Source organism: Microbacterium testaceum, assembly GCF_001476285.1.
GTDB classification, from domain to species: domain Bacteria; phylum Actinomycetota; class Actinomycetes; order Actinomycetales; family Microbacteriaceae; genus Microbacterium; species Microbacterium testaceum_B.
Map to the genome: position 1 here is coordinate 83,163 of NZ_LDRU01000001.1, position 18,995 is coordinate 102,157.

16 protein-coding genes are annotated in these 18,995 nt (G+C 70.0%); 3 read left to right on the forward strand and 13 right to left on the reverse strand.

The features are described 5' to 3' along the window. The first annotated feature begins 28 nt into the window (after positions 1-28). Positions 29-1,921 carry a S9 family peptidase gene (locus tag NS283_RS00430; protein ID WP_058594907.1) on the forward strand — a complete coding sequence of 631 codons (1,893 nt, stop codon included), beginning with the start codon at positions 29-31 and terminating at the stop codon, positions 1,919-1,921. Between the two features lie 59 nt (positions 1,922-1,980). Here the strand turns inward: NS283_RS00430 and zapE are convergent, their stop codons facing one another. Both zapE and hflX read right to left on the reverse strand, forming a co-directional pair. Further along, a complete protein-coding gene (gene zapE / locus NS283_RS00435; RefSeq protein WP_058594908.1) occupies positions 1,981-2,961 on the reverse strand; it encodes a cell division protein ZapE in 981 nt (326 codons plus the stop codon). Between the two features lie 106 nt (positions 2,962-3,067). Then, positions 3,068-4,585, reverse strand: a complete 1,518-nt coding sequence (gene hflX, locus NS283_RS00440; RefSeq protein ID WP_058594909.1) for a GTPase HflX — start codon at positions 4,583-4,585, stop codon at positions 3,068-3,070. An 88-nt stretch (positions 4,586-4,673) separates the two neighbouring features. On the opposite strand from hflX, the gene NS283_RS00445 reads away from it, so the two are divergent. After that, the gene (locus NS283_RS00445; RefSeq protein WP_058594910.1) at positions 4,674-5,318 is read left to right on the forward strand and encodes a class I SAM-dependent methyltransferase; all 645 of its coding nucleotides are present in this window, start codon (positions 4,674-4,676) and stop codon (positions 5,316-5,318) included. A 135-nt stretch (positions 5,319-5,453) separates the two neighbouring features. On the opposite strand, the gene dapF is transcribed toward NS283_RS00445, so the two are convergent. From dapF to miaB, 4 genes are read right to left on the reverse strand one after another with little or no spacing between them, the layout of a single operon-like run. Further along, positions 5,454-6,308, reverse strand: a complete 855-nt coding sequence (gene dapF, locus NS283_RS00450) for a diaminopimelate epimerase (protein WP_058594911.1) — start codon at positions 6,306-6,308, stop codon at positions 5,454-5,456. 41 nt (positions 6,309-6,349) lie between these two features. Beyond that, positions 6,350-6,802, reverse strand: coding sequence for a GNAT family acetyltransferase (locus NS283_RS00455; protein WP_058594912.1), 453 nt, complete (start codon positions 6,800-6,802; stop codon positions 6,350-6,352). Continuing rightward, positions 6,799-7,728, reverse strand: coding sequence for a tRNA (adenosine(37)-N6)-dimethylallyltransferase MiaA (gene miaA, locus NS283_RS00460; protein ID WP_058594913.1), 930 nt, complete (start codon positions 7,726-7,728; stop codon positions 6,799-6,801). Before miaA ends, NS283_RS00455 begins: the two co-directional genes overlap by 4 nt. Beyond that, positions 7,725-9,272 carry a tRNA (N6-isopentenyl adenosine(37)-C2)-methylthiotransferase MiaB gene (gene miaB / locus NS283_RS00465; protein WP_058594914.1) on the reverse strand — a complete coding sequence of 516 codons (1,548 nt, stop codon included), beginning with the start codon at positions 9,270-9,272 and terminating at the stop codon, positions 7,725-7,727. Before miaB ends, miaA begins: the two co-directional genes overlap by 4 nt. A gap of 178 nt (positions 9,273-9,450) precedes the next feature. Between miaB and NS283_RS00470 the strand changes: the two genes are divergently transcribed. Beyond that, positions 9,451-12,039: a helix-turn-helix transcriptional regulator gene (locus NS283_RS00470; protein WP_058594915.1), complete on the forward strand. Its 2,589-nt coding sequence runs from the start codon at positions 9,451-9,453 to the stop codon at positions 12,037-12,039. A gap of 162 nt (positions 12,040-12,201) precedes the next feature. Here the strand turns inward: NS283_RS00470 and NS283_RS00475 are convergent, their stop codons facing one another. The 7 genes from NS283_RS00475 to NS283_RS00505 form a co-directional block, all read right to left on the reverse strand. Continuing rightward, positions 12,202-12,903 (reverse strand): regulatory protein RecX, encoded by a 702-nt coding sequence (locus NS283_RS00475; protein WP_058594954.1) that lies wholly within the window; start codon positions 12,901-12,903, stop codon positions 12,202-12,204. A gap of 155 nt (positions 12,904-13,058) precedes the next feature. Next, the gene (recA, locus tag NS283_RS00480; RefSeq protein ID WP_058594916.1) at positions 13,059-14,114 is read right to left on the reverse strand and encodes a recombinase RecA; all 1,056 of its coding nucleotides are present in this window, start codon (positions 14,112-14,114) and stop codon (positions 13,059-13,061) included. Between the two features lie 317 nt (positions 14,115-14,431). Further along, positions 14,432-14,656, reverse strand: coding sequence for a DUF3046 domain-containing protein (locus tag NS283_RS00485; protein WP_058594917.1), 225 nt, complete (start codon positions 14,654-14,656; stop codon positions 14,432-14,434). An 18-nt stretch (positions 14,657-14,674) separates the two neighbouring features. Beyond that, positions 14,675-14,983 (reverse strand): helix-turn-helix domain-containing protein, encoded by a 309-nt coding sequence (locus NS283_RS00490; protein WP_058594918.1) that lies wholly within the window; start codon positions 14,981-14,983, stop codon positions 14,675-14,677. A gap of 151 nt (positions 14,984-15,134) precedes the next feature. Continuing rightward, positions 15,135-15,662, reverse strand: coding sequence for a CinA family protein (locus NS283_RS00495; RefSeq protein WP_058594919.1), 528 nt, complete (start codon positions 15,660-15,662; stop codon positions 15,135-15,137). Beyond that, positions 15,659-16,246 (reverse strand): CDP-diacylglycerol--glycerol-3-phosphate 3-phosphatidyltransferase, encoded by a 588-nt coding sequence (gene pgsA / locus NS283_RS00500; RefSeq protein ID WP_058594920.1) that lies wholly within the window; start codon positions 16,244-16,246, stop codon positions 15,659-15,661. The genes NS283_RS00495 and pgsA overlap by 4 nt, the downstream gene beginning before the upstream one ends. Then, entirely contained in the window at positions 16,246-18,966 is a 2,721-nt protein-coding gene (locus NS283_RS00505; protein ID WP_058594921.1) for a DNA translocase FtsK, read from the reverse strand. The genes pgsA and NS283_RS00505 overlap by 1 nt, the downstream gene beginning before the upstream one ends. Positions 18,967-18,995 lie beyond the last annotated feature (29 nt).

Here is an 18,995-nt window from a genome sequence, read left to right on the forward strand (position 1 = left end):
TGTCGGCGCCCCTCCTTAGAGTGGATCCATGGCAGACACCCTCCCCTACGGTTCCTGGCCCTCACCGATCACACCCGAGTCGGTGGCGCAGTCCTCGCCGCGTATCGACGGCGCACGGCTCGTGGGCGACGAGGTGTGGTGGGGTGAGTCCGTGCCCGCCGAAGCGGGTCGCGTCGCGGTGAAACGGCGTCGCGTCGACGGAACCGTCGAGACCGTGCTCCCCGCTCCCGCCAACGCCCGCTCCGCGGTGCACGAATACGGCGGAGGCGCGTGGACGGCGTCCGACGACGGTGAGCTGTTCTACGTCGAGAAGACCGACCAGCGCGTCTACGCGCTCCGACCAGGCGGCACGGCGCGCCCCCTCACCCCCGCCGACGAGGCCGTGCGTCACGGCGGCCTCGGGTTCGAGCACGGCGTCCTCCTCGCCGTCCGCGAGACCCACGGTTCCGACCGCGTCCCCGCGCGGGCGATCGTCCGCATCGCCGTCGACGGCGAGGGTGCCGGCGAGGTCCTCGCCGCCGGGAGCGACTTCCTCGCCCAGCCCGCGCTGTCGCCCGACGGACGACGCCTCGCCTGGGTCGCGTGGAACCACCCCGACATGCCGTGGGACGCCACGATCATCCGCGTCGCCGACCTCGATACGGGCACGGTGCGCGACATCGCCGGCGGCGCGAATCGCGCTCCCCTGCAACCGGTCTGGATCGGCGACGACGAGCTGCTCTACGCCGACGACCCCGACGGTCGGTGGAACCTGTTCCGCCACCCCCTCGACGGCGACGCGCAGGCGGTCGCCCCCGCCGACGCCGACACCGGCGGTGGGCTCTGGGTGCTCGGGACGCGCTGGTTCGGCGTCACCGACGACGGACGCATCGTCGCCGTGCGGACCGACGGCGGCGACGAGGTCGTCGAGATCGCCCCGTCCGGGGTCCGTCCGCTGGAGGTCCCCGCCGTCGCGGGCGCCGCGGTCGACGACGCACGCGGTACGCGGGTGCTGGTGTCGGGAGCCGACGCGGGCGGCCGCTCGGGCCTCTGGCTCGTCGACCTCGCCGCCGGCAGCGTCGACCTCGTCACGGGCGGAGCAGGCTCATGGGGAGACGAATGGATGCCGACGGCCCGCGCCCTCGAAACCGAGGGGCCGCACGGCACCGTGCACGCCTTCGCCTACGCGCCGACCAATCCCCAGGTCACCGCCCCGGACGACGAGCGGCCGCCGTACGTCGTTCTCGTCCATGGTGGTCCCACCTCGCACGTCGGACCGGCCCCCTCGGCGAAGACGGCGTTCTTCACCAGCCGTGGGATCGGCGTCCTCGACGTGAATTACGGCGGTTCCACCGGCTACGGCCGCGCCTACCGGGATCGACTGAAGGGGCAGTGGGGCGTCGTCGATGTCGATGACGTCGCGGCCGCAGCGTCCGCTCTCGCCGACGCGGGACTCGCCGACCCCGATCGCCTCGCGATCGCCGGAGGCTCGGCGGGGGGCTGGACCGTGCTCGCCGCGGTGACGAACACCGATGTGTTCTCGGCCGGCATCTCCCGCTACGGCGTGGGCGACGCGCGCGCGCTGGCGGAAGACACCCACGATTTCGAGGCGCGCTACCTCGACGGGCTCATCGGCGCCCTCCCCGACTCCGAGAACGTCTACATCGAACGATCCCCGCTCACTCATCCCGAGCGGTTCCGCGTTCCCCTGCTCATCCTGCAGGGCTCGGAAGACCGGGTCGTCCCTCCCTCGCAGGCCGAGGCGATCCGTGACGCCCTGGCGGCCCACGGCGTGCCGCACGCCTACGTGCTCTACGAGGGCGAGGGACACGGTTTCCGCCGCGCGGAGACCGTGATCGACTCGCTCGAGCGCGAACTCGGGTTCCTGGGCGCCGTGTTCGGTTTCGAGACACCGGGGGTTCCCGTACTCGATCTCGGCTGAAGCCACCGGAACTCGCCGGCATCCCCGCCAGGCACCGCACCTCGACGTGCCGGCGAGGTTCAGCCGTGGCGCAGTAAGCGCAGGCGACTGGCCATGCGGAGCGCGTCGGGTCGTCCCGCGGCACGCGACAGGAACGCCTCGAGGTCGACCGCGGAGTGCACGTCGAGGCGCACGTCGGCGTCCACGAGGACGTCGATGAGGTTCATGAACCGCTGCTGGGCGGCGGGGCCGACCTCGTCCAACGGTGGCACGTCGGTGAGCGTCCAGTGCCGATAGACCGCGCTCCAGTGCCGATACTCCGCGGGTGTCACGGGCGAGTCGCATAGCTGGACGAACGTCGCGATCATCGAGCGCTCAGCGGCCGACGTCACGGTGAACACGCGATCGCGCACCGACAGCCGCTTCGGGGCCGTCAGAGCAACCGGGGGCGAAGCCGTGGACCACACGCCGGCTCGAAATCCTGACGTGTGGTCGGACTCTCGCGTGCGATAGTCCACCGCCCCGTCGAGACGCACCACGTCGAGATGAGCCTCGAGAAGGGCGATGCCGGGAACGAAGAGGTGATGCCAGACGGGGTCGGGCAGCAGGTCTCGCGGCGCGTAGTTCGACGTCGCTACGAGCGTGCAGCCGCGCTCCGCGATGCGCTCGAGGAGACGCGTGAGCAGACGGGCATCGCCCGGATCGTGGACGTGGAGCTCATCGAAGAACACCGCTCGACTCCCGCCGATGACGTCATCGAGCGCCCGGGTCGTGGCATCCGGTTCGCTCCGGTGCGTCTGGATCCGGCGGTGGAGGTCGTCGAAGAAGCCGTGGAAGTGCACCCGCGTGGCACGGCCGTCCGGGAGAGCGGCGAAGAGCGCGTCGGCGAGCCAGGACTTTCCCCGACCCGGGGGGCCGTACACGTAGACACCGCGCGCGGCCCCACCGGCGAGAGCGCGCGCCATCTGTCCGAGAACCGCGCGTTGCGCCGGGGCGAGCTCGAAGCCCTCCTCACGGGCGCGCGACTCGACCGCGAAGAGCAGCGGGTCGGGCGATGACACCTTCGAAGCGTGGCAGGTCGCACGGGCGCGCGCTGCGCCGATGCTCCACCGTCGAGAGGCCCCGTGAGGGCCGGGACCCCCGCGCCGAAGCACGGGGATCCCGGGATCAGGCCGCGTACGGCTCGAGTTCGGCCGCCAGTCGCGCACCGACGTGCGCGTGCAGGAAGGTTCCGGTCTCGCGGTGCTCCTGCGCCACGATCAAGCCGCTCTCGTGGACCGCCGACACGAGGTCGCCGCGGTCGTACGGGACGACGGCCTGCACCTCGACGGCGGGAAGCGGAAGCGCCTCCTCGATCGCGGCGCGAAGCTCATCGATGCCCTCTCCCGTGCGCGACGAGACGAAGTGCGCTCTCGGGGCGAGCCCGCGCAGCACGAGGCGATCATCGTCGCTGACGAGGTCGGCCTTGTTGAATACGACGATCTCGTGGCCGAAGTCGGCCTCGACGTCGCCCATCACGTCACGGACCGTCGCGAGCTGCGCGGCCGGGTCGGGGTGTGACGCGTCCACGACATGCAGGATCACGTCGGCGTCGCCCACCTCCTCCAGCGTCGAGCGGAAGGCCTCGACGAGCTGGTGCGGCAGGTTGCGCACGAAACCGACCGTGTCGGTCAGCGTGTACACGCGACCGTCGGTCGTCTCGGAGCGGCGGACCGTGGCATCCAGGGTGGCGAACAGCGCGTTCTCGACGAGGACGCCGGCGCTCGTGAGGCGGTTGAGCAGGCTCGACTTGCCGGCGTTGGTGTACCCCGCGATGGCGACGGACGGAATCGTGTGGCGCTTGCGCTCGGCACGCTTGGCCGCCCGCGCGGGGGCGAAGTCGCGCAGTTGCTTGCGCAGCAGCGCCATCTTGGTGCGGATGCGACGGCGATCGAGCTCGATCTTCGTCTCACCCGGACCGCGCGATCCCATGCCCGCGCCGCCCGCGCCGACCTGTCCACCGGCCTGCCGCGACATCGACTCACCCCATCCGCGCAGACGCGGAAGCAGGTACTCGAGCTGAGCGAGCTCGACCTGGGCCTTGCCCTCACGGCTCTTCGCGTGCTGGCTGAAGATGTCGAGGATCACCGTCGTGCGGTCGATGACCTTGACCTTCACCACGTCTTCGAGCGCACGGCGCTGGCTGGGCGCCAGTTCGGTGTCGGCGATGACGGTGTCGGCGCCCACCGCGGCGACGATGTCGCGCAGCTCCTCGGCCTTTCCCCTACCGACGTACGTCGCCGGATCGGGATGCGGTCGGCGCTGGAGCACACCGTCGAGCACGACCGCGCCGGCCGTCTCGGCGAGCGCAGCGAGTTCGCGGAGGGAGTTCTCGGCATCCGCCTGATACCCCTGCGGGTGCACACCGACGAGGACGACGTTCTCGAGCCGCAACTGGCGGTACTCGACCTCGGTGACGTCCTCGAGCTCGGTCGACAGACCGGGAACGCGACGCAGCGCGGCGCGCTCCTCGCGATCCCATTGATCGCCGTCGGTGTTGCCCCCGTACGCCGTTGCGGCGTCCTGGAGGGCCTGTGCTGCACCGAAGACCCGGACCCCGCGGTGCGCTTCGGCGCGCGACAGCACGCGGTCCACCGGGTCCACCGGGGCCGCGTCCGTGTTCGGGGGTGTGGTCTGTTCGGTCATGTGTTCCTTTCGTGGGCGGGCTCTCCCGCTCGTTCTCGCACTTTAGTCGTCCCCGGCGTCGGGGAGCCGGGTCCGTTACTCTGTCGGAATGGGCAGCGAGCACTATTTCAGCGCGTCGCCGTCGAGTCCCGAACAGCTCCGCCGCCTCCGTGTGACGCTTGCCGGTCGTGACCTCGAGGTCGTCACGGCAGGCGGAGTCTTCAGTCCCGACCATGTGGATGCCGGGACCTCGGTGCTCCTCGCCAACACGCCGCCCCCTCCCGCCGGTGGGCACTTCCTCGACCTGGGGTGCGGGTGGGGTCCGATCTCGCTGTCGCTCGCGCTCGCGTCACCGCACGCGACCGTGTGGGCGGTCGACGTCAACGAGCGTGCTCTCGATCTCGTGAGGCGTAATGCCGAGTCACTCGGCCTCACGAACATCAACGCCGTGCGTCCCGAGGATGTTCCCGAGGACGTCTCGTTCCGCACCATCCGCTCGAATCCGCCGATCCGCGTGGGCAAGAGCGAGCTGCACAACATGCTCGAACACTGGATTCCGCGCCTGTCCGAGCGGTCGGACGGGTGGTTCGTCGTGCAGCGCAACCTGGGCTCGGACTCGCTGCAGCGCTGGCTCGCCGCGACCTTCGCGCCGGGCTACAGCGTGCACCGCGCGGCCACCGGACGCGGCTTCCGCGTGCTGCGCGTGCGTCGCCACGGTTCGCCGCCGAGCGAGCCGATCGACGTCATCGCCTGACACGGCGTCTGTCGGCGCGACCGGATGCCGAGGCGATCGGCCACGGCCCGAGACCTCGCGGGGTCTCGCGACGCGGTCTCGCGACGCGGTGCCGCCATGCGGTCTCCGCGAGCGCGGAACGCCCGCACGCTGCGCTCAGGCCAGCGCGACCTCACCCGTGAACACCAGTGACGCGGGACCCGAGAGGAACACGTGCCCCCCGGCCACCCGAACGCCCAGGGTGCCGCCCGGAGTGTCGACCGTCCAGACATCGGGCGCGGCAGCGCCTGCCCAGTGCCGCACGGCGAGCGCGGCCGCGGCGACCCCGGTGCCGCAGCTCAGCGTCTCGCCCACTCCTCGCTCGAACACGCGAAGGCGGATCGCTCCGACGCCCTCCTGAACGAGCGGATCGGCCGGAACGACGAACTCGACGTTCGCTCCGTGGCGCGGTGCGGGGTCGAGGACGGGCTGGTAGGTGAGGTCCAACGCTTCGAGCTCGGCATCCGATGCCACCGCCACCACCACGTGCGGGTTGCCGACATCGATGCCGACACCCGGACGCGCGACGGGAAGTCCCTTCGCACGGACGAGGGTGTCGTCGGCCTCGATCGCGAAGGCGCCGAGGTCGACCTCGTAACCGCGTTCGCTGCGCGTGAGGGTCTTGACCCCCGCGCGGGTGCCGATGCGCAGTCCCCCGTTGAGGCTCGCGAGCCCCGTGTCGCTCAGGTACCGGGCGAAGACGCGCGTGCCGTTGCCGCACATCTCTGCCTTGGACCCGTCCGCGTTGCGGTAGTCCATGAACCACTCGACTCCGGATACCACCGCCTCGGCGCCCTCGTCGATCGCTGCCGCGCGGACGACACGCAGCAAACCGTCGGCTCCGATGCCGAAGTGGCGGTCGCACAGTACCGCGACCTGCTCGTCGCGCAGCTCGAGTTCGCCGTCGGGGTCGGAGATGATCACGAAGTCGTTGCCCGTGCCGTGGCCCTTGGTGAACGCGATGGTCGACATGACTCCAGTCTAGGGACGCGGCTCTCTGGGACGCGGCAGAGTCACGCCGTCGGCGCGGGCGGACCGCCCGGGCCATCGACGATGAGCCGTTTGCCCGTGGCCCAGGTGTCGAAGGGCTCGTACCCGAGGGCGTCGTAGAACCCCCGGGCTCCGGTGTTGTCGGGCCGCACCATGAGCTGCACCTTCGGGCACCCCATCGCCTCCAGCAGACGCTCCGCCTCGGCGACCAGCGCCGCCCCGAGGCCCTGCCCCCGGTGCGTACCGGCGGTGGCGAGGTAGTACAGCCATCCGCGATGCCCGTCGTACCCGGCCATGACGCTCCCCACGACGGAGTCCCCGTCGACCGCGACGAGGAAGAGCTCGGGCTGGACGGTGAGCTTGCGCCGGATGTCGGCGCGCGGATCGTTCCAGGGCCGGGTCAGACCGGCTTCCTCCCACAGCGCGACGACGGCGTCTTCGTCGGCGATGTCGAACACCCGGATCTCGACGGTCACGATCGTTCCTCTCGTTCGGCGGCCAGGGCCGTGGCATCCACCGCTCGGGCGTCGACCCACCGCGCGTCGGCGTACCGGCGGAACCACGAGACCTGGCGTCGGGCATACCGGCGGGTGAGCGCCTGCGTTTCGGCGATCGCCTCGTCGCGGGTGAGGTCACCGCGCAGCTGAGCGAGGGCCTGAGCGTACCCGATCGCGCGCCCGGCGGTGACTCCTCGTTCGAGGCCCTCCGCGCGGAGAGCCTCGACCTCGTCGACGAGACCCGCACCCCACATCTGCTCGACACGGGCGTCGAGAAGCGGGACGAGTTCCTCGCGGTCGATCGCCGTGGCGACGATGCGGGTCTCCGGATGCCAGAACTCCGGTGCCTCGGGAAGGGCGCCGCCGTGCGTCTCGCCGCCCTGCGCGAGGACCTCGAGCGCACGCACGACACGGCGTCCGTTGCGGGGATCGATGCGCTCGGCGGCGACCGGATCCGCTTCGCGCAAGCGCGCATAGAGGGCTCCGGAGCCGTGACGTTCCAGCTCGTCCTCGAGCGCGGCGCGGAGGGCCTCGTCGCGCGGGGGGAAGCGGAAGTCCCACAGCACCCCCGAGACGTACAGGCCCGATCCCCCCACGAGGATCGCGTCGGCACCACGGGTGTGAATCTCGCGGATCGCCGCGCGCGCGGCATCCTGGTACCACGCCACCGCGGCCTCGTCGGTCACCGCGAGAGCGTCGAAGAGATGATGCGGGATGCCACGGCGCTCCGCCTGCGGAAGCTTCGCGGTACCGATGTCCATGCCGCGATACAGCTGCATCGCATCCGCGTTCACGATCTCGGCCGGACGGCCGCGGGTCGCGAGCGCCTCCGCGAGGTCGAGAGAGAGCACCGTCTTGCCGGTCCCGGTGGCGCCGACGACGGCCCACAGGGCCGGGGCGGTCACACGCCGACGCGAAGGGTGGGAAGGCCCAGCGACACCGCGCGCGGGGCTCCGCTTTCGCCCGCGGGCGTCGGCACCCCGCACGACTCGGCCTGCGAACGGTCCCACGCATCGCCGGCACGCGTGCGACGGATCCTCAGCGGGGCGCCGTCGGGTGCGTCGGCGAGGAGATGGAAGGGCGCGGCGTGCGTCACCCTGACCGACACGACATCGCCGGGACGAGGAACGGGCGAGCCCGCGGGCAGCTCGAAGTGCACGAGCCGATTGTCTTCGGCGCGGCCGGTCAGGCGGTGCGTCTCGGCGTCTTTCTTCCCCTCGCCCGTCGAGACGAGCACCTCGAGGGTGCGGCCGAGCTGCTTCTGGTTCTCTTCCGCGCTGATGCGATCCTGCAGGGCGATGAGACGCTCGTAGCGCTCCTGCACGACGGCCTTCGGCACCTGGTCGGCCATGGTCGCCGCCGGTGTGCCCTCGCGGATCGAGTACTGGAAGGTGAACGCACTGGAGAAGCGCGCCGCCTCGACGACCCGCAGGGTCTCTTGGAAGTCTTCTTCGGTCTCGCCGGGGAAACCCACGATGATGTCCGTCGTGATCGCGGCGTGCGGGATGCGCTCCCGCACGCGGTCCAGGATGCCGAGGAATTTCTCGCTGCGGTACGACCGGCGCATCGCTTTGAGGATGCGGTCGGAACCGGACTGCAGGGGCATGTGCAGCTGCGGCATCACCGCCGGGGTCTCGGCCATCGCGGCGATGACATCGTCGGTGAAGGCAGCCGGGTGCGGGCTCGTGAAGCGGATGCGCTCGAGCCCCTCGATCTCGCCCGCTGCGCGCAAGAGCTTGCCGAACGCGAGGCGGTCGCCGAATTCGACGCCGTAGGAGTTCACGTTCTGGCCGAGCAGCGTGACCTCGATCGCACCGTCGTCGACGAGCAGGCGGATCTCGTTCAGGATGTCACCGGGGCGGCGGTCCTTCTCTTTGCCGCGCAGGCTCGGCACGATGCAGAACGTGCAGGTGTTGTTGCACCCGACCGAGATCGAGACCCAGCCGCTGTGGACGGAGTCGCGCTTGGTGGGGAGGGTGGAGGGGAAGATCTCGAGGGACTCGAGGATCTCGAGCTCGGCTTCGCCGTTGTGACGTGCACGCTCGAGCATGCCGGGGAGCGACCCCATGTTGTGGGTGCCGAACACGACGTCGACCCAGGGGGCCTTCTGCTGCACGGCGTCCTTGTCCATCTGAGCGAGGCACCCGCCGACGGCGATCTGCATGCCCGCGTGGGCGTCCTTGCGCGACTTCAAATGGCCCAGCGTGCCGTACAGCTTGCCCGCCGCGTTGTCACGAACGGCGCAGGTGTTGATGACGACCACGTCGGCTTCTGATCCGGCTTCGGCCCTGACGTAGCCGGCGCTCTCGAGCGAGCCGGAGAGGCGCTCGGAGTCGTGCACGTTCATCTGGCAGCCGAAGGTGCGGACTTCGTAAGTGCGCGGTCCGTCGCTGCCCTGCGCGGCGGGGGACGGCGCGATCAGCGTCGGGGTCGAAACGGGGGTGGTCATGATGGGAGCAAGTCTAAGCGCCGCGACTCCCCGACAGCCGTGACCGCCCGCCTCGCGAATCGGGCGCAACTCTTCGTTCACGGGACGGACGGCGAAATGGTGCCTCGATAGCGTGGGCTCGACGCGGGTCGCCTCGCGTCCGTCCGCGTGTGCGCGGACGCGCCCTGAAGGAGAAGTCGTGCGGGAAGGCCGATCGTGGACGTGGTCCGAGCCCCTCATCGGGGCTGACCGCGACGCGACGGCCCTGGCCGGATCTCTGCTCGCGGGGACGTCGGTCATCGTGGCCGGTGCGCGCGGAAGCGGCCGCAGCCACCTCTTGCGTGCGGTCGCCGGCGACCTCGCCGCGCACGGAGTCGCCGCCGCCGTCGTCCGCCCCTCGACCGTGCTCTCGGACGTGCCCTTCGGCGCGCTCGACGCCGTCGGCGACCCACGCATCGTCGAGCTGAGACGTGGGCGTGTGCCGGACGGCGGCGTCGTCGTCCTCGTGGACGATGTGCACACTCTCGACGTCGACTCCGCGCGATTCCTCGCCCGCTGCGTAGCGGACGGTCGTGTCACCCTGCTCGCGACGCTCCTCATCCCCCGCGCCCGGGCTCGACGTGTCGACCTCGATGCCACGGGTGTCGGTCAGACCATGCTGAGTCTGTGGCTCGACGGGCTCGCCGAGCGTCTGGACCTCTCGGAACTCACCCCGACCGACAGCGAGCAGCTGCTCGCGGTGCTGCCGGGAGCCTCGACTCTGGATGCCACGATCTGCGGCGCCATCCTCTGGCGCGCGGACGGCTCTCGAACGCTGCTCCGCGAACTCGTCGCCGAAGCGGTGGGCGCGGTCGCCGGGGGTCGGGACCCCTTCGCCGCCATCCGCGACACCCCGCCTCACAGCCGTCTGTCCGTCGCCCTGAAGCTCCACACCGGAGATCTCGCCGAGGGCGACCAGGAGTGCCTCGCATTCCTCAATCGGCTGCCTCACGTCGAGTTCTCGGTCGCCACGCGGTTCGTGTCCCCGACGAGGCTCGAAGCTCTCATCACCGCAGGACTGGTGCACTCGGACCGGAGTCCGGCCCGACGATTGACCGCGAATGAGGCGATCGCGCGCGAAGCGGAGCGACAACTGGGTACAGGGCGCATCGATGCGCTCGTCGCGGCAGCCGGATCCCGCATGCTCGATGACGAGGCCGAATGGTGGTGCGCCCCCCTGGCCGTGTCGATCGCCGAACGCTGGCACCGCGGTGACGACGCCGCCGTGACGGAGGTGACGCGATCGCCCGCGCTACGCGCGCGGATCGCGCTCGATGCCGCGCGCGACGCGAACGATCGCGGTGACGCCGCACACGCCGCCGCGCACGCGGCACGGGGACTCCGATCGCTCGACTCCCCCGAGCTGCGCTTGGAGGCCGCCTTCGCCGTCGCCCTGCTCGGAACGGGAACGGATGCGGACGCGATCGACGACATCGATCCCTCCGACCTCGACGAGGAGGGCCGGGGACGTCTCGCACGCCTCCGGACCGTCGTCGCGGACCGGGGACTCGCGGTGCCGCTTTACGCCGCGACGAAGGGCGATGCGGATGCCGAGATCGAACGGCACCTCGACGATTCAGCGCGCGCCGGGGCGGACTTCGAATGGTCTCGCGCCGTGCACTCCGCCGAGAAGGCCCTTGCACTGTCGCCCGAACGGAGCGCCACCCACCTGCGAGCGCTGCTGAGCGCCGGCATGGCGGAGACGTTCCGCGGTCGATGGCGTCGAGCGCGAGAGCACTTCGACGACGTCCTGCGCATTCTCGACGCGCGCCAGCGACCCTCAGATGTGAGCGCGACGCATCGGCTCAGCGCGATCCTCGTCATGCTTGCGAGCCATCAGCTCGCCGGTGCCGACGGCGGGCCGGTCTACGCCCGTCTGGCCGGTGAACGGACGGAAGCCGCACGGGAACACGACGTCGCCGCCCTCCTGATCGCCGGGGTCGCGGCATCCATCGCCGATACGAACTTCGGCCGACCGGCCGACGGCCTGCGTGAATGGGAGTCGGTTCGCACGAAGTCCGCCGGCTCACTCTCGGGACCCGACGCAGATCTCGCCGAGCTCGGTCTTGCTGAGGCCCTCGCCGCGAGCGGACGCGTCAGTGAGGGGCGCGCGCTGCTGTCACGGATCGAGACGGGCGACGAGCTCCACGTGCGCCACGCTCGCGCGGCAGTGGAGACCACGGTGCTCATGGCCGAAGGGCGCGCGGACGATGCGCGTACCACCGCACGAGTCGCGGCAGGCCTGTCGGCCGCGCGCGAGGTGCCGCCGGTCCGGATGCGCGATCTGTTCCGACTGCTCGTGCTGGGCGACATCACGACGTCGGAGAGCACTGAGCTTCGAACGCTCGTGACGACGACAGATCTCCCCCTCGCCATCGACCTGACCCGTCGGCTCGACGCGTGGGAGAGCGGAGAGGTGCACGACGTCACGGAAGGGCTGCGCCTGCACCGCTTCTGGTCCGCGGAGGAGGGCGGCCACGGCGCCGCGCTCGGGACGATCTCGAGGTTCCCCGTCCCGGCCCTGTCCGCGGCCCCCTCGCCGCTTCGCGACTTGACGCGGCGAGAGCGCGAGATCGCTCTGCTCGTCGAGCAGGGGCACACGAACCGTGAGATCGCGGCGATCCTCTATCTGTCGGTGCGAACAGTCGAATCGCACGTCTACCAGGCCCGGACGAAGATCGGCGCCGCCACCCGCGGCGAGCTCGGGCGTCTCGTGGCGCAGTGGGAGAACCAGCAGTCCCGCGCGTGAGACGGCGCGGTCGACCTCTCGTGGACCCGAGCTGGTTGCCGCGTCCTTCGCGGCTCCCCGTCTTGGCTCTCCGTCCGGGTTCCCGTCTCGGCTCCACCTCACAACTCCTCGTCCCGGCTCCCGTTGCCGGAAGAACCGTGGGTGAGCGGCGCCGCGGGGCGCCTACTCGTCGGGAGTGAAGCGAACCCCCGAGGTCGGTCGAGACGGTCGCGAACGCCCCACACCGACTTCGCGCAGCGCTTGGCGCGCCGCGCTCAGCGCCACCGATGACGGGTAACCTCGGCGCGCGAGCTGGCCGGCGAGCCGGCGCAGCGCCGCGTCGTCGTCTTTGCCGCCGACGTTTCGCGCCTTGCTCCGCGCGAAGTCGAGAGCGCGCTCCGCGTCGTCGTCGGGCATCTCCGCGATGGCAGCGTCCGCGATATCACGAGGGATTCCGCGCTTCATCAGCGTGGTCGCCACCGCCCGACGGCCCTCGCCTCGACGCTCGACAGCCGAGAGCACGAGCTGCTCGGCGAACACCGCGTCGTTGAGGTAGCCGAGGTCGATGAAACGCTCGATCAGCTCGGTGATCACGACCTCGTCGGTGCCCGGTACTTCACGGATGGCGTTCCGGGCCTCCGAGATCGACAGCGACCGAGATCGCAGCTTGCGCAGGAGGAGTGCCTCGGCCCGTTCGCGTACGTCATCGTCTTGCGGATCGTCGCGTCCTCCGCTCTCGACACCGTCGACGTCGGGCTCGATCGGATGGCCCGCAAAACGACGACCGAATCGCGAATCGGTGTCCCGCGCGGGAGCGGAGCTCGAACTCGCGTGGCCTCCCGCCGGGTGAGCGGCTGAACGGCTGCCGCCGAAGAGCGGGATCACCGGTGCGAGAGACTCGTCCCCGTGATCCTCAGGGGCACCAAGGCCGCAGGCCGCGTAGGCCGCGCCGTCCGAGCTGGAACCACCGGCCGTCGGGCCCGGGCCACCGTCGACGGACGAGAGTCCGCCGCGGCGACCCGGGTGCTGACCGTCGACCATCAGGCCGGGCGGCGGGCCGCGAGCTCGTCGGCTGCGGGCTCCGCCGACGCCGCCGGGGCGCCGCCGATGCCGAGCTTGTTCTTGATCTTCGACTCGATCTCGGCCGCGACGTCGGCGTTCTTGATGAGGAAGTTGCGCGCGTTCTCTTTACCCTGGCCGAGCTGCTCGCCCTCGTAGGTGTACCAAGCACCCGACTTCTTCACGATGCCGTGCTCGACACCGAAGTCGATCAGGCTGCCCTCGCGCGAGATCCCCACGCCGTACAGGATGTCGAACTCCGCCTGCTTGAACGGCGGCGCCATCTTGTTCTTCACAACCTTGACGCGCGTGCGGTTACCCACAGCTTCCGTGCCGTCCTTCAGCGTCTCGATACGACGGATGTCGAGTCGGACCGACGCGTAGAACTTGAGCGCCTTACCTCCGGCCGTCGTCTCGGGAGAACCGAAGAAAACACCGATCTTCTCGCGCAGCTGGTTGATGAAGATGGCCGTGGTCTTGGTCGTGTTGAGCCCACCGGTCAGCTTGCGCAGCGCCTGCGACATCAGACGCGCCTGCAGACCGACGTGCGAGTCACCCATCTCGCCCTTGATCTCGGCCTCGGGCACGAGGGCGGCGACCGAGTCGATCACGACGAGGTCGATCGCGCCCGACCGGATCAGCATGTCGGCGATCTCGAGCGCCTGCTCACCGGTGTCGGGCTGCGACACGAGCAGGGCGTCGATGTCGACACCGAGCTTCTTCGCGTACTCGGGGTCGAGGGCGTGCTCGGCGTCGATGAACGCGGCGATACCGCCGGCGCGCTGCGCGTTGGCGATGGCGTGAAGGGTGAGGGTGGTCTTACCGGACGACTCGGGTCCGTAGATCTCGATGATGCGGCCGCGGGGAAGACCGCCGATGCCGAGGGCCACGTCGAGGGCGACGGAACCGGTGGGGATGGTCTCGATCGGGGCGCGGTCGTCGCTGCCCAGTCGCATGACCGAGCCCTTTCCGAACTGCCGGTCGATCTGCGCAAGGGCCGACTCGAGGGCCTTTTCGCGCTCTGCGGGTGAGGGCATGACGTCTTCTTTCTGCTCGCGTTCCGTCGCCTATAGGCTGTCGCGCTCCGCACCGACGGTGAGGATGCCCGACAAGGCGTTCAGAGTGTCGTTCGACGTCGTCCACGTTAGAGAGGGCCTCCGACATTGGTGTCGCGAGAACCCCTCGATGGGGATGGATCGGCCAATCACTCCGGTGTGAAGGAGCCTACGCTCCTATCGAACGAAAATTCGATGACACGCCGAAACGCGGAACGCGAGTACCGAAACCGCCACCGCCGGCGGAAGCGGCTGCACTCTCGCGACAGGCGCGCCCCGCGGCCGCCCGACCCTCGCCACTAACGTCGACGGGGGTCGAGACGACCGACGCCGTATCTCCGCTCAGGCGGCACGTCCGTCTCGGCGCAGAGGGCGAGCCACACCTCACGCGGGTCGACGCCCGCTGCGAGCGCCTCCGCGGGCGTGCGGCCGCCGACCGCAGACAGCACGAGATCGGTCATCAGGGGGCCACCGCGCGCGCCGAACTCATCGGCGACGGCGCGGTCGAATTCGCTACGACGCATGCGGTCGGCCGAAGCCGGTCAGCGCAGCGACAGCTCGGGCTCGACCTCGGCCACGAGGTCGTCGGGAACGATGTCGGGGAAGGTCTGAAGGCCCTCGAGCACCGAGAGACGGTCGCCGACCTCGCGCATGATCGACGAGATCGGAACATCGAGTGCTTCGGCGACCGACGCGAGGATCTCGCTCGATGCTTCCTTCTGGCCGCGCTCCACCTCGCTGAGGTAGCCGAGGGCCACGCTCGCGCGGCTGGCGACCTGGCGGAGGGTACGCCCCTTCTGCTGGCGGAGGTCACGCAGGACTTCGCCGATCTCTTGACGAACCAGGATCATTTCGGGCCCCTCCTCACTGCTGATTCCGACGCTGTCCGGAGTGGACAACCGTACAACACCATGTGGTCACCCTAATGCCGCGCGCTGGGCAGTGGATGGGAATCGCTCATCAAAACCCATCTCTGTCATTATTTGTTCCCGCTCGGCGCGGTCAGAGGGCCGCGAGCGTGCGCCGCACCGCGATTCGGGCGGCTTCTCGACGGATCCGATCCCGATCCCCCGCGATGACGAGGGAGTCGACGCTGGTCCCCAGCGGGGTCGAGACGCCGATGTGAACCGTGCCCACCACGTGGCCGTCCTGCGTATCGGGACCTGCCACTCCGGTCGTCGCCACGCCGACGTCGGCCGGCACCCCGTCGCGCCCCAGGACGTCTCGGACGCCGCGCGCCATCTGCCGGGCGACGCGAGGATGCACGGCGCCGTGCGCGTCGAGAAGCGCCGCATCGACGCCGAGAACGCTCTGCTTCACGTCAGTCGCGTACGCCACGACTCCCCCGCGCACCACACGCGACGCCCCAGGGACGTCGACGAGTGACGACACGACGAGCCCACCCGTGAGTGACTCGGCGACCGCGATGGTCCAGCCGAGCTCGGCGAGACGCTCGAGCAGCAACGCAGCGCTCTCCCGCGGATCCGTGATCAGCGTCTCGTCGAAGTCCTCGGGGATGCCGTGGCTCATCGCGACCTCCGTGCTGTGCGCGCCGCTCGAACCTCCGTCACGACGTAGTCGATCCCGGAGGCGATCGTCAGGATCACCGCGACCGTCATCGTTACCACTCCGGCCCACCAGACAGTGGACTGCCAGGCCGCGGCTTCCGAGAGGCCGGCGAAGGGAAGGAGAGCGATCGAGAGTGCGACGGCCTGCGCGACGGTCTTGAGCTTGCCCATCCAGGCGGCCGCGAGCACGTGGTCGCTGACCACCATGAACCGGTAGACGGTGATTCCCACCTCGCGAACGAGGACGACGATGGTGACCCACCAGTCCAGCTCGCCGAGGATCGAGAGTCCCACGAACGCCACGCCCGTCAGCGCCTTGTCGGCGATCGGGTCGAGGAGCTTGCCGAGGTCGCTGACGATGTCGTACTTGCGGGCGATGTACCCGTCGATCCCGTCCGTGGCGATCGCGACGATGAAGACGATGCCGGCCGCCCAGCGCAGCGCTCCGCCCGCCCCGCCGTCGGCGAGAAGCATCCACAGGAAGACCGGTGCGCACAGGATGCGCGCGATCGTGATCGCGTTCGGCAGCTGCGGGTGAACGGCCATCAGTCGCGGCCCGTCAGCTGCCAGGCGTCTTCCGACCCCTCATCGTCGTCGGCCACCGGGACGCCCTCGAACTGGGCTTCGATCGGGTCGGATCCGTAGCGATCGTCGGACACCGCGGGTTCGGGAGCCTCGTCGCCTCGCAGACGCGCGAGAACCGCGGGGAGCTGCTCGTTCGTCACGAGGACGTCGCGGGCCTTCGATCCTTCGGACGGCCCGACGATCTCGCGCGACTCGAGAAGGTCCATCAGTCGACCCGCTTTCGCGAATCCGACGCGGAGCTTTCGTTGGAGCATCGACGTCGAGCCGAACTGGGTCGAGACGACGAGTTCGGCCGCCGCGAGCAGGAGTTCGAGGTCGTCGCCGATATCGGCGTCGATCTCCTTCTTCTCGGCCGCCGCCTGGACGTCGGAGCGATACTCGGGGCGAGCCTGCTGGGTGACGTGAGCGACGACCTTCTCGATCTCCTGCTCGCTGACCCACGCCCCCTGCACGCGCAGCGCCTTCGACGCCCCCATCGGCAGGAAGAGTCCGTCACCCTGACCGATGAGACGATCCGCGCCGGGCTGATCGAGGATGACGCGGGAGTCGGTGACGCTGGTCACCGCGAACGCGAGTCGCGAGGGCACGTTGGCCTTGATGAGGCCCGTCACGACGTCGACGGAGGGACGCTGGGTCGCGAGGACGAGGTGGATGCCGCTGGCTCGGGCGAGCTGGGTGATGCGGACGATCGAGTCCTCGACGTCGCGCGGCGCGACCATCATGAGGTCGGCGAGCTCGTCGACGACGACCAGCAGGTAGGGGTAGGGCTTGAGAACGCGCTCGCTCCCCGCGGGCAGCTGGATCTCGCCGGCGACGACCGCCTTGTTGAAGTCGTCGATGTGGCGGAATCCGAACGACGCGAGGTCGTCGTACCGCATGTCCATCTCTTTCACGACCCACTGGAGAGCCTCGGCGGCCTTCTTGGGGTTCGTGATGATCGGGGTGATGAGGTGCGGAACACCGGCGTAGGAGGTGAGCTCAACGCGCTTCGGGTCGATGAGCACCATGCGCACGTCCGACGGCTTCGCCCGCATGAGCAGGCTCGTGATCATCGAGTTGACGAAGCTCGACTTTCCCGAGCCGGTGGAGCCCGCGACGAGAAGGTGGGGCATCTTCGCGAGGTTCGCGACGACGAAGCCACCACCGACGTCCTTGCCGACGCCGATCGTCATGGGGTGGGTCGACGAGGTCGCCGCATCGGAGCGCAGGATGTCGCCGAGCGTCACGATCTCGCGATCCGCGTTGGGGATCTCGACACCGATCGCGCTCTTGCCGGGGATCGGCGCGAGGATGCGCACCTCGTTGGAGGCGACCGCGTAGGCGATGTTGTTGGTCAGCGCCGTGATGCGTTCGACCTTGACACCCGGACCGACCTCGATCTCGTACTGCGTCACGGTCGGACCACGCGAGAAGCCGGTCACCCGCGCGTCGACCTTGAACTGCTCCATGACGCTCTCGATCGCCTTCACGACGGCGTCGTTGGCAGCGGAACGGGCCTTGGGGGGCGTTCCGGTAGCAAGGGCGGTGACGGCAGGGAGTCGGTAGTTGGCCGACGGTGGGGCACCGGCGTTGTCGCCCCCGAGTCCCGAGATGCCGGGCATGTCGTCGTCGGGGACGTCGTCGATGGGCGAATCGTCGTGGAGCCCACGACCGCTCGCCGCCTTCGCGAGAGCGGCGGCGTCGAAGACCTCGGTGAGCGCATCGGGAGCGGGAACCGGCGGCGACAGGGGGCGCACGGGTGCGGTGACCTGCTCGGGCGCGACGACGGGAGACTCGAAGCCCCCCTGCGGCGTTCCGGGGGTGAGCAGCTCGGTGAGGTCGTCGGACCCGAGCGAGCCGTCGACGTCTTCTTCGCGACCGGACTTGTTCCGACGCCACCAGGGCAGCGACTTCTCGACCGGCTCTTCGTCGACGTCGTCGCTCGCGGGCATGACCTTGGTCGTGGCGTCGGACTCCTCGACGCGCTCGACCCCGAACATCCAGGCGTAAAGGTCGCCCAGGCGACGACCGATCCGGTTCGGCGGGGTCTTCGTGAGGATCAGGATGCTGAGGATCGCGAGCAGCGACAGGGCGATGTACGCGCCGACGTCGGTCAGGAGGAGCGCGAGCGGCTCTCCCACGATCCATCCCGCGAGCCCGCCCGCGAGGCTGAGCACGGGCAGCCCCTCGTTCGGGGCCGGTCGCCCGCCCGCGACGTGGCAGAAGCCGGCGACGGTGATGATGAACAGAGCCCAGCCGATCCCGACGCGTCCGTTGTCGTGGACGGACGCGGGATGGCGGAATAGCCACCCGGCCAGAAGCAGGAGCAGCACGGGCAGGACGAACGCCACCCGACCGACCAGCGCCCCGAAGCTGTAGGCGCTGACGAGCGCGGCGATGTCGTTGCCGATGAAGAACCACTCGACCACCGCGCCCAGCGCGGCGAGCACCACCAGGAAGAACGGGAAACCATCGCGCCGTTGATCGCGCTCGAGGTTCTCGAGGCCGAAGGCGCGGAACATCCCTCCCACGCCGTGGGCGACCGCCATCCAGGCGCGCACGACGATGGACGGCTTCTCGGGCTCATCGACATAGCGTTTCGGCGCGGGCGCCGATCGCTTGGCCGCGGGCGCCGCGGCTTTGGATCGCGGCGTCCCCTTCGCGGGGGCGCGACCGCCGGAGGGGGACGAGGTACGAGCCATGGTTCCACGGTAGGCGGGACCACCGACAT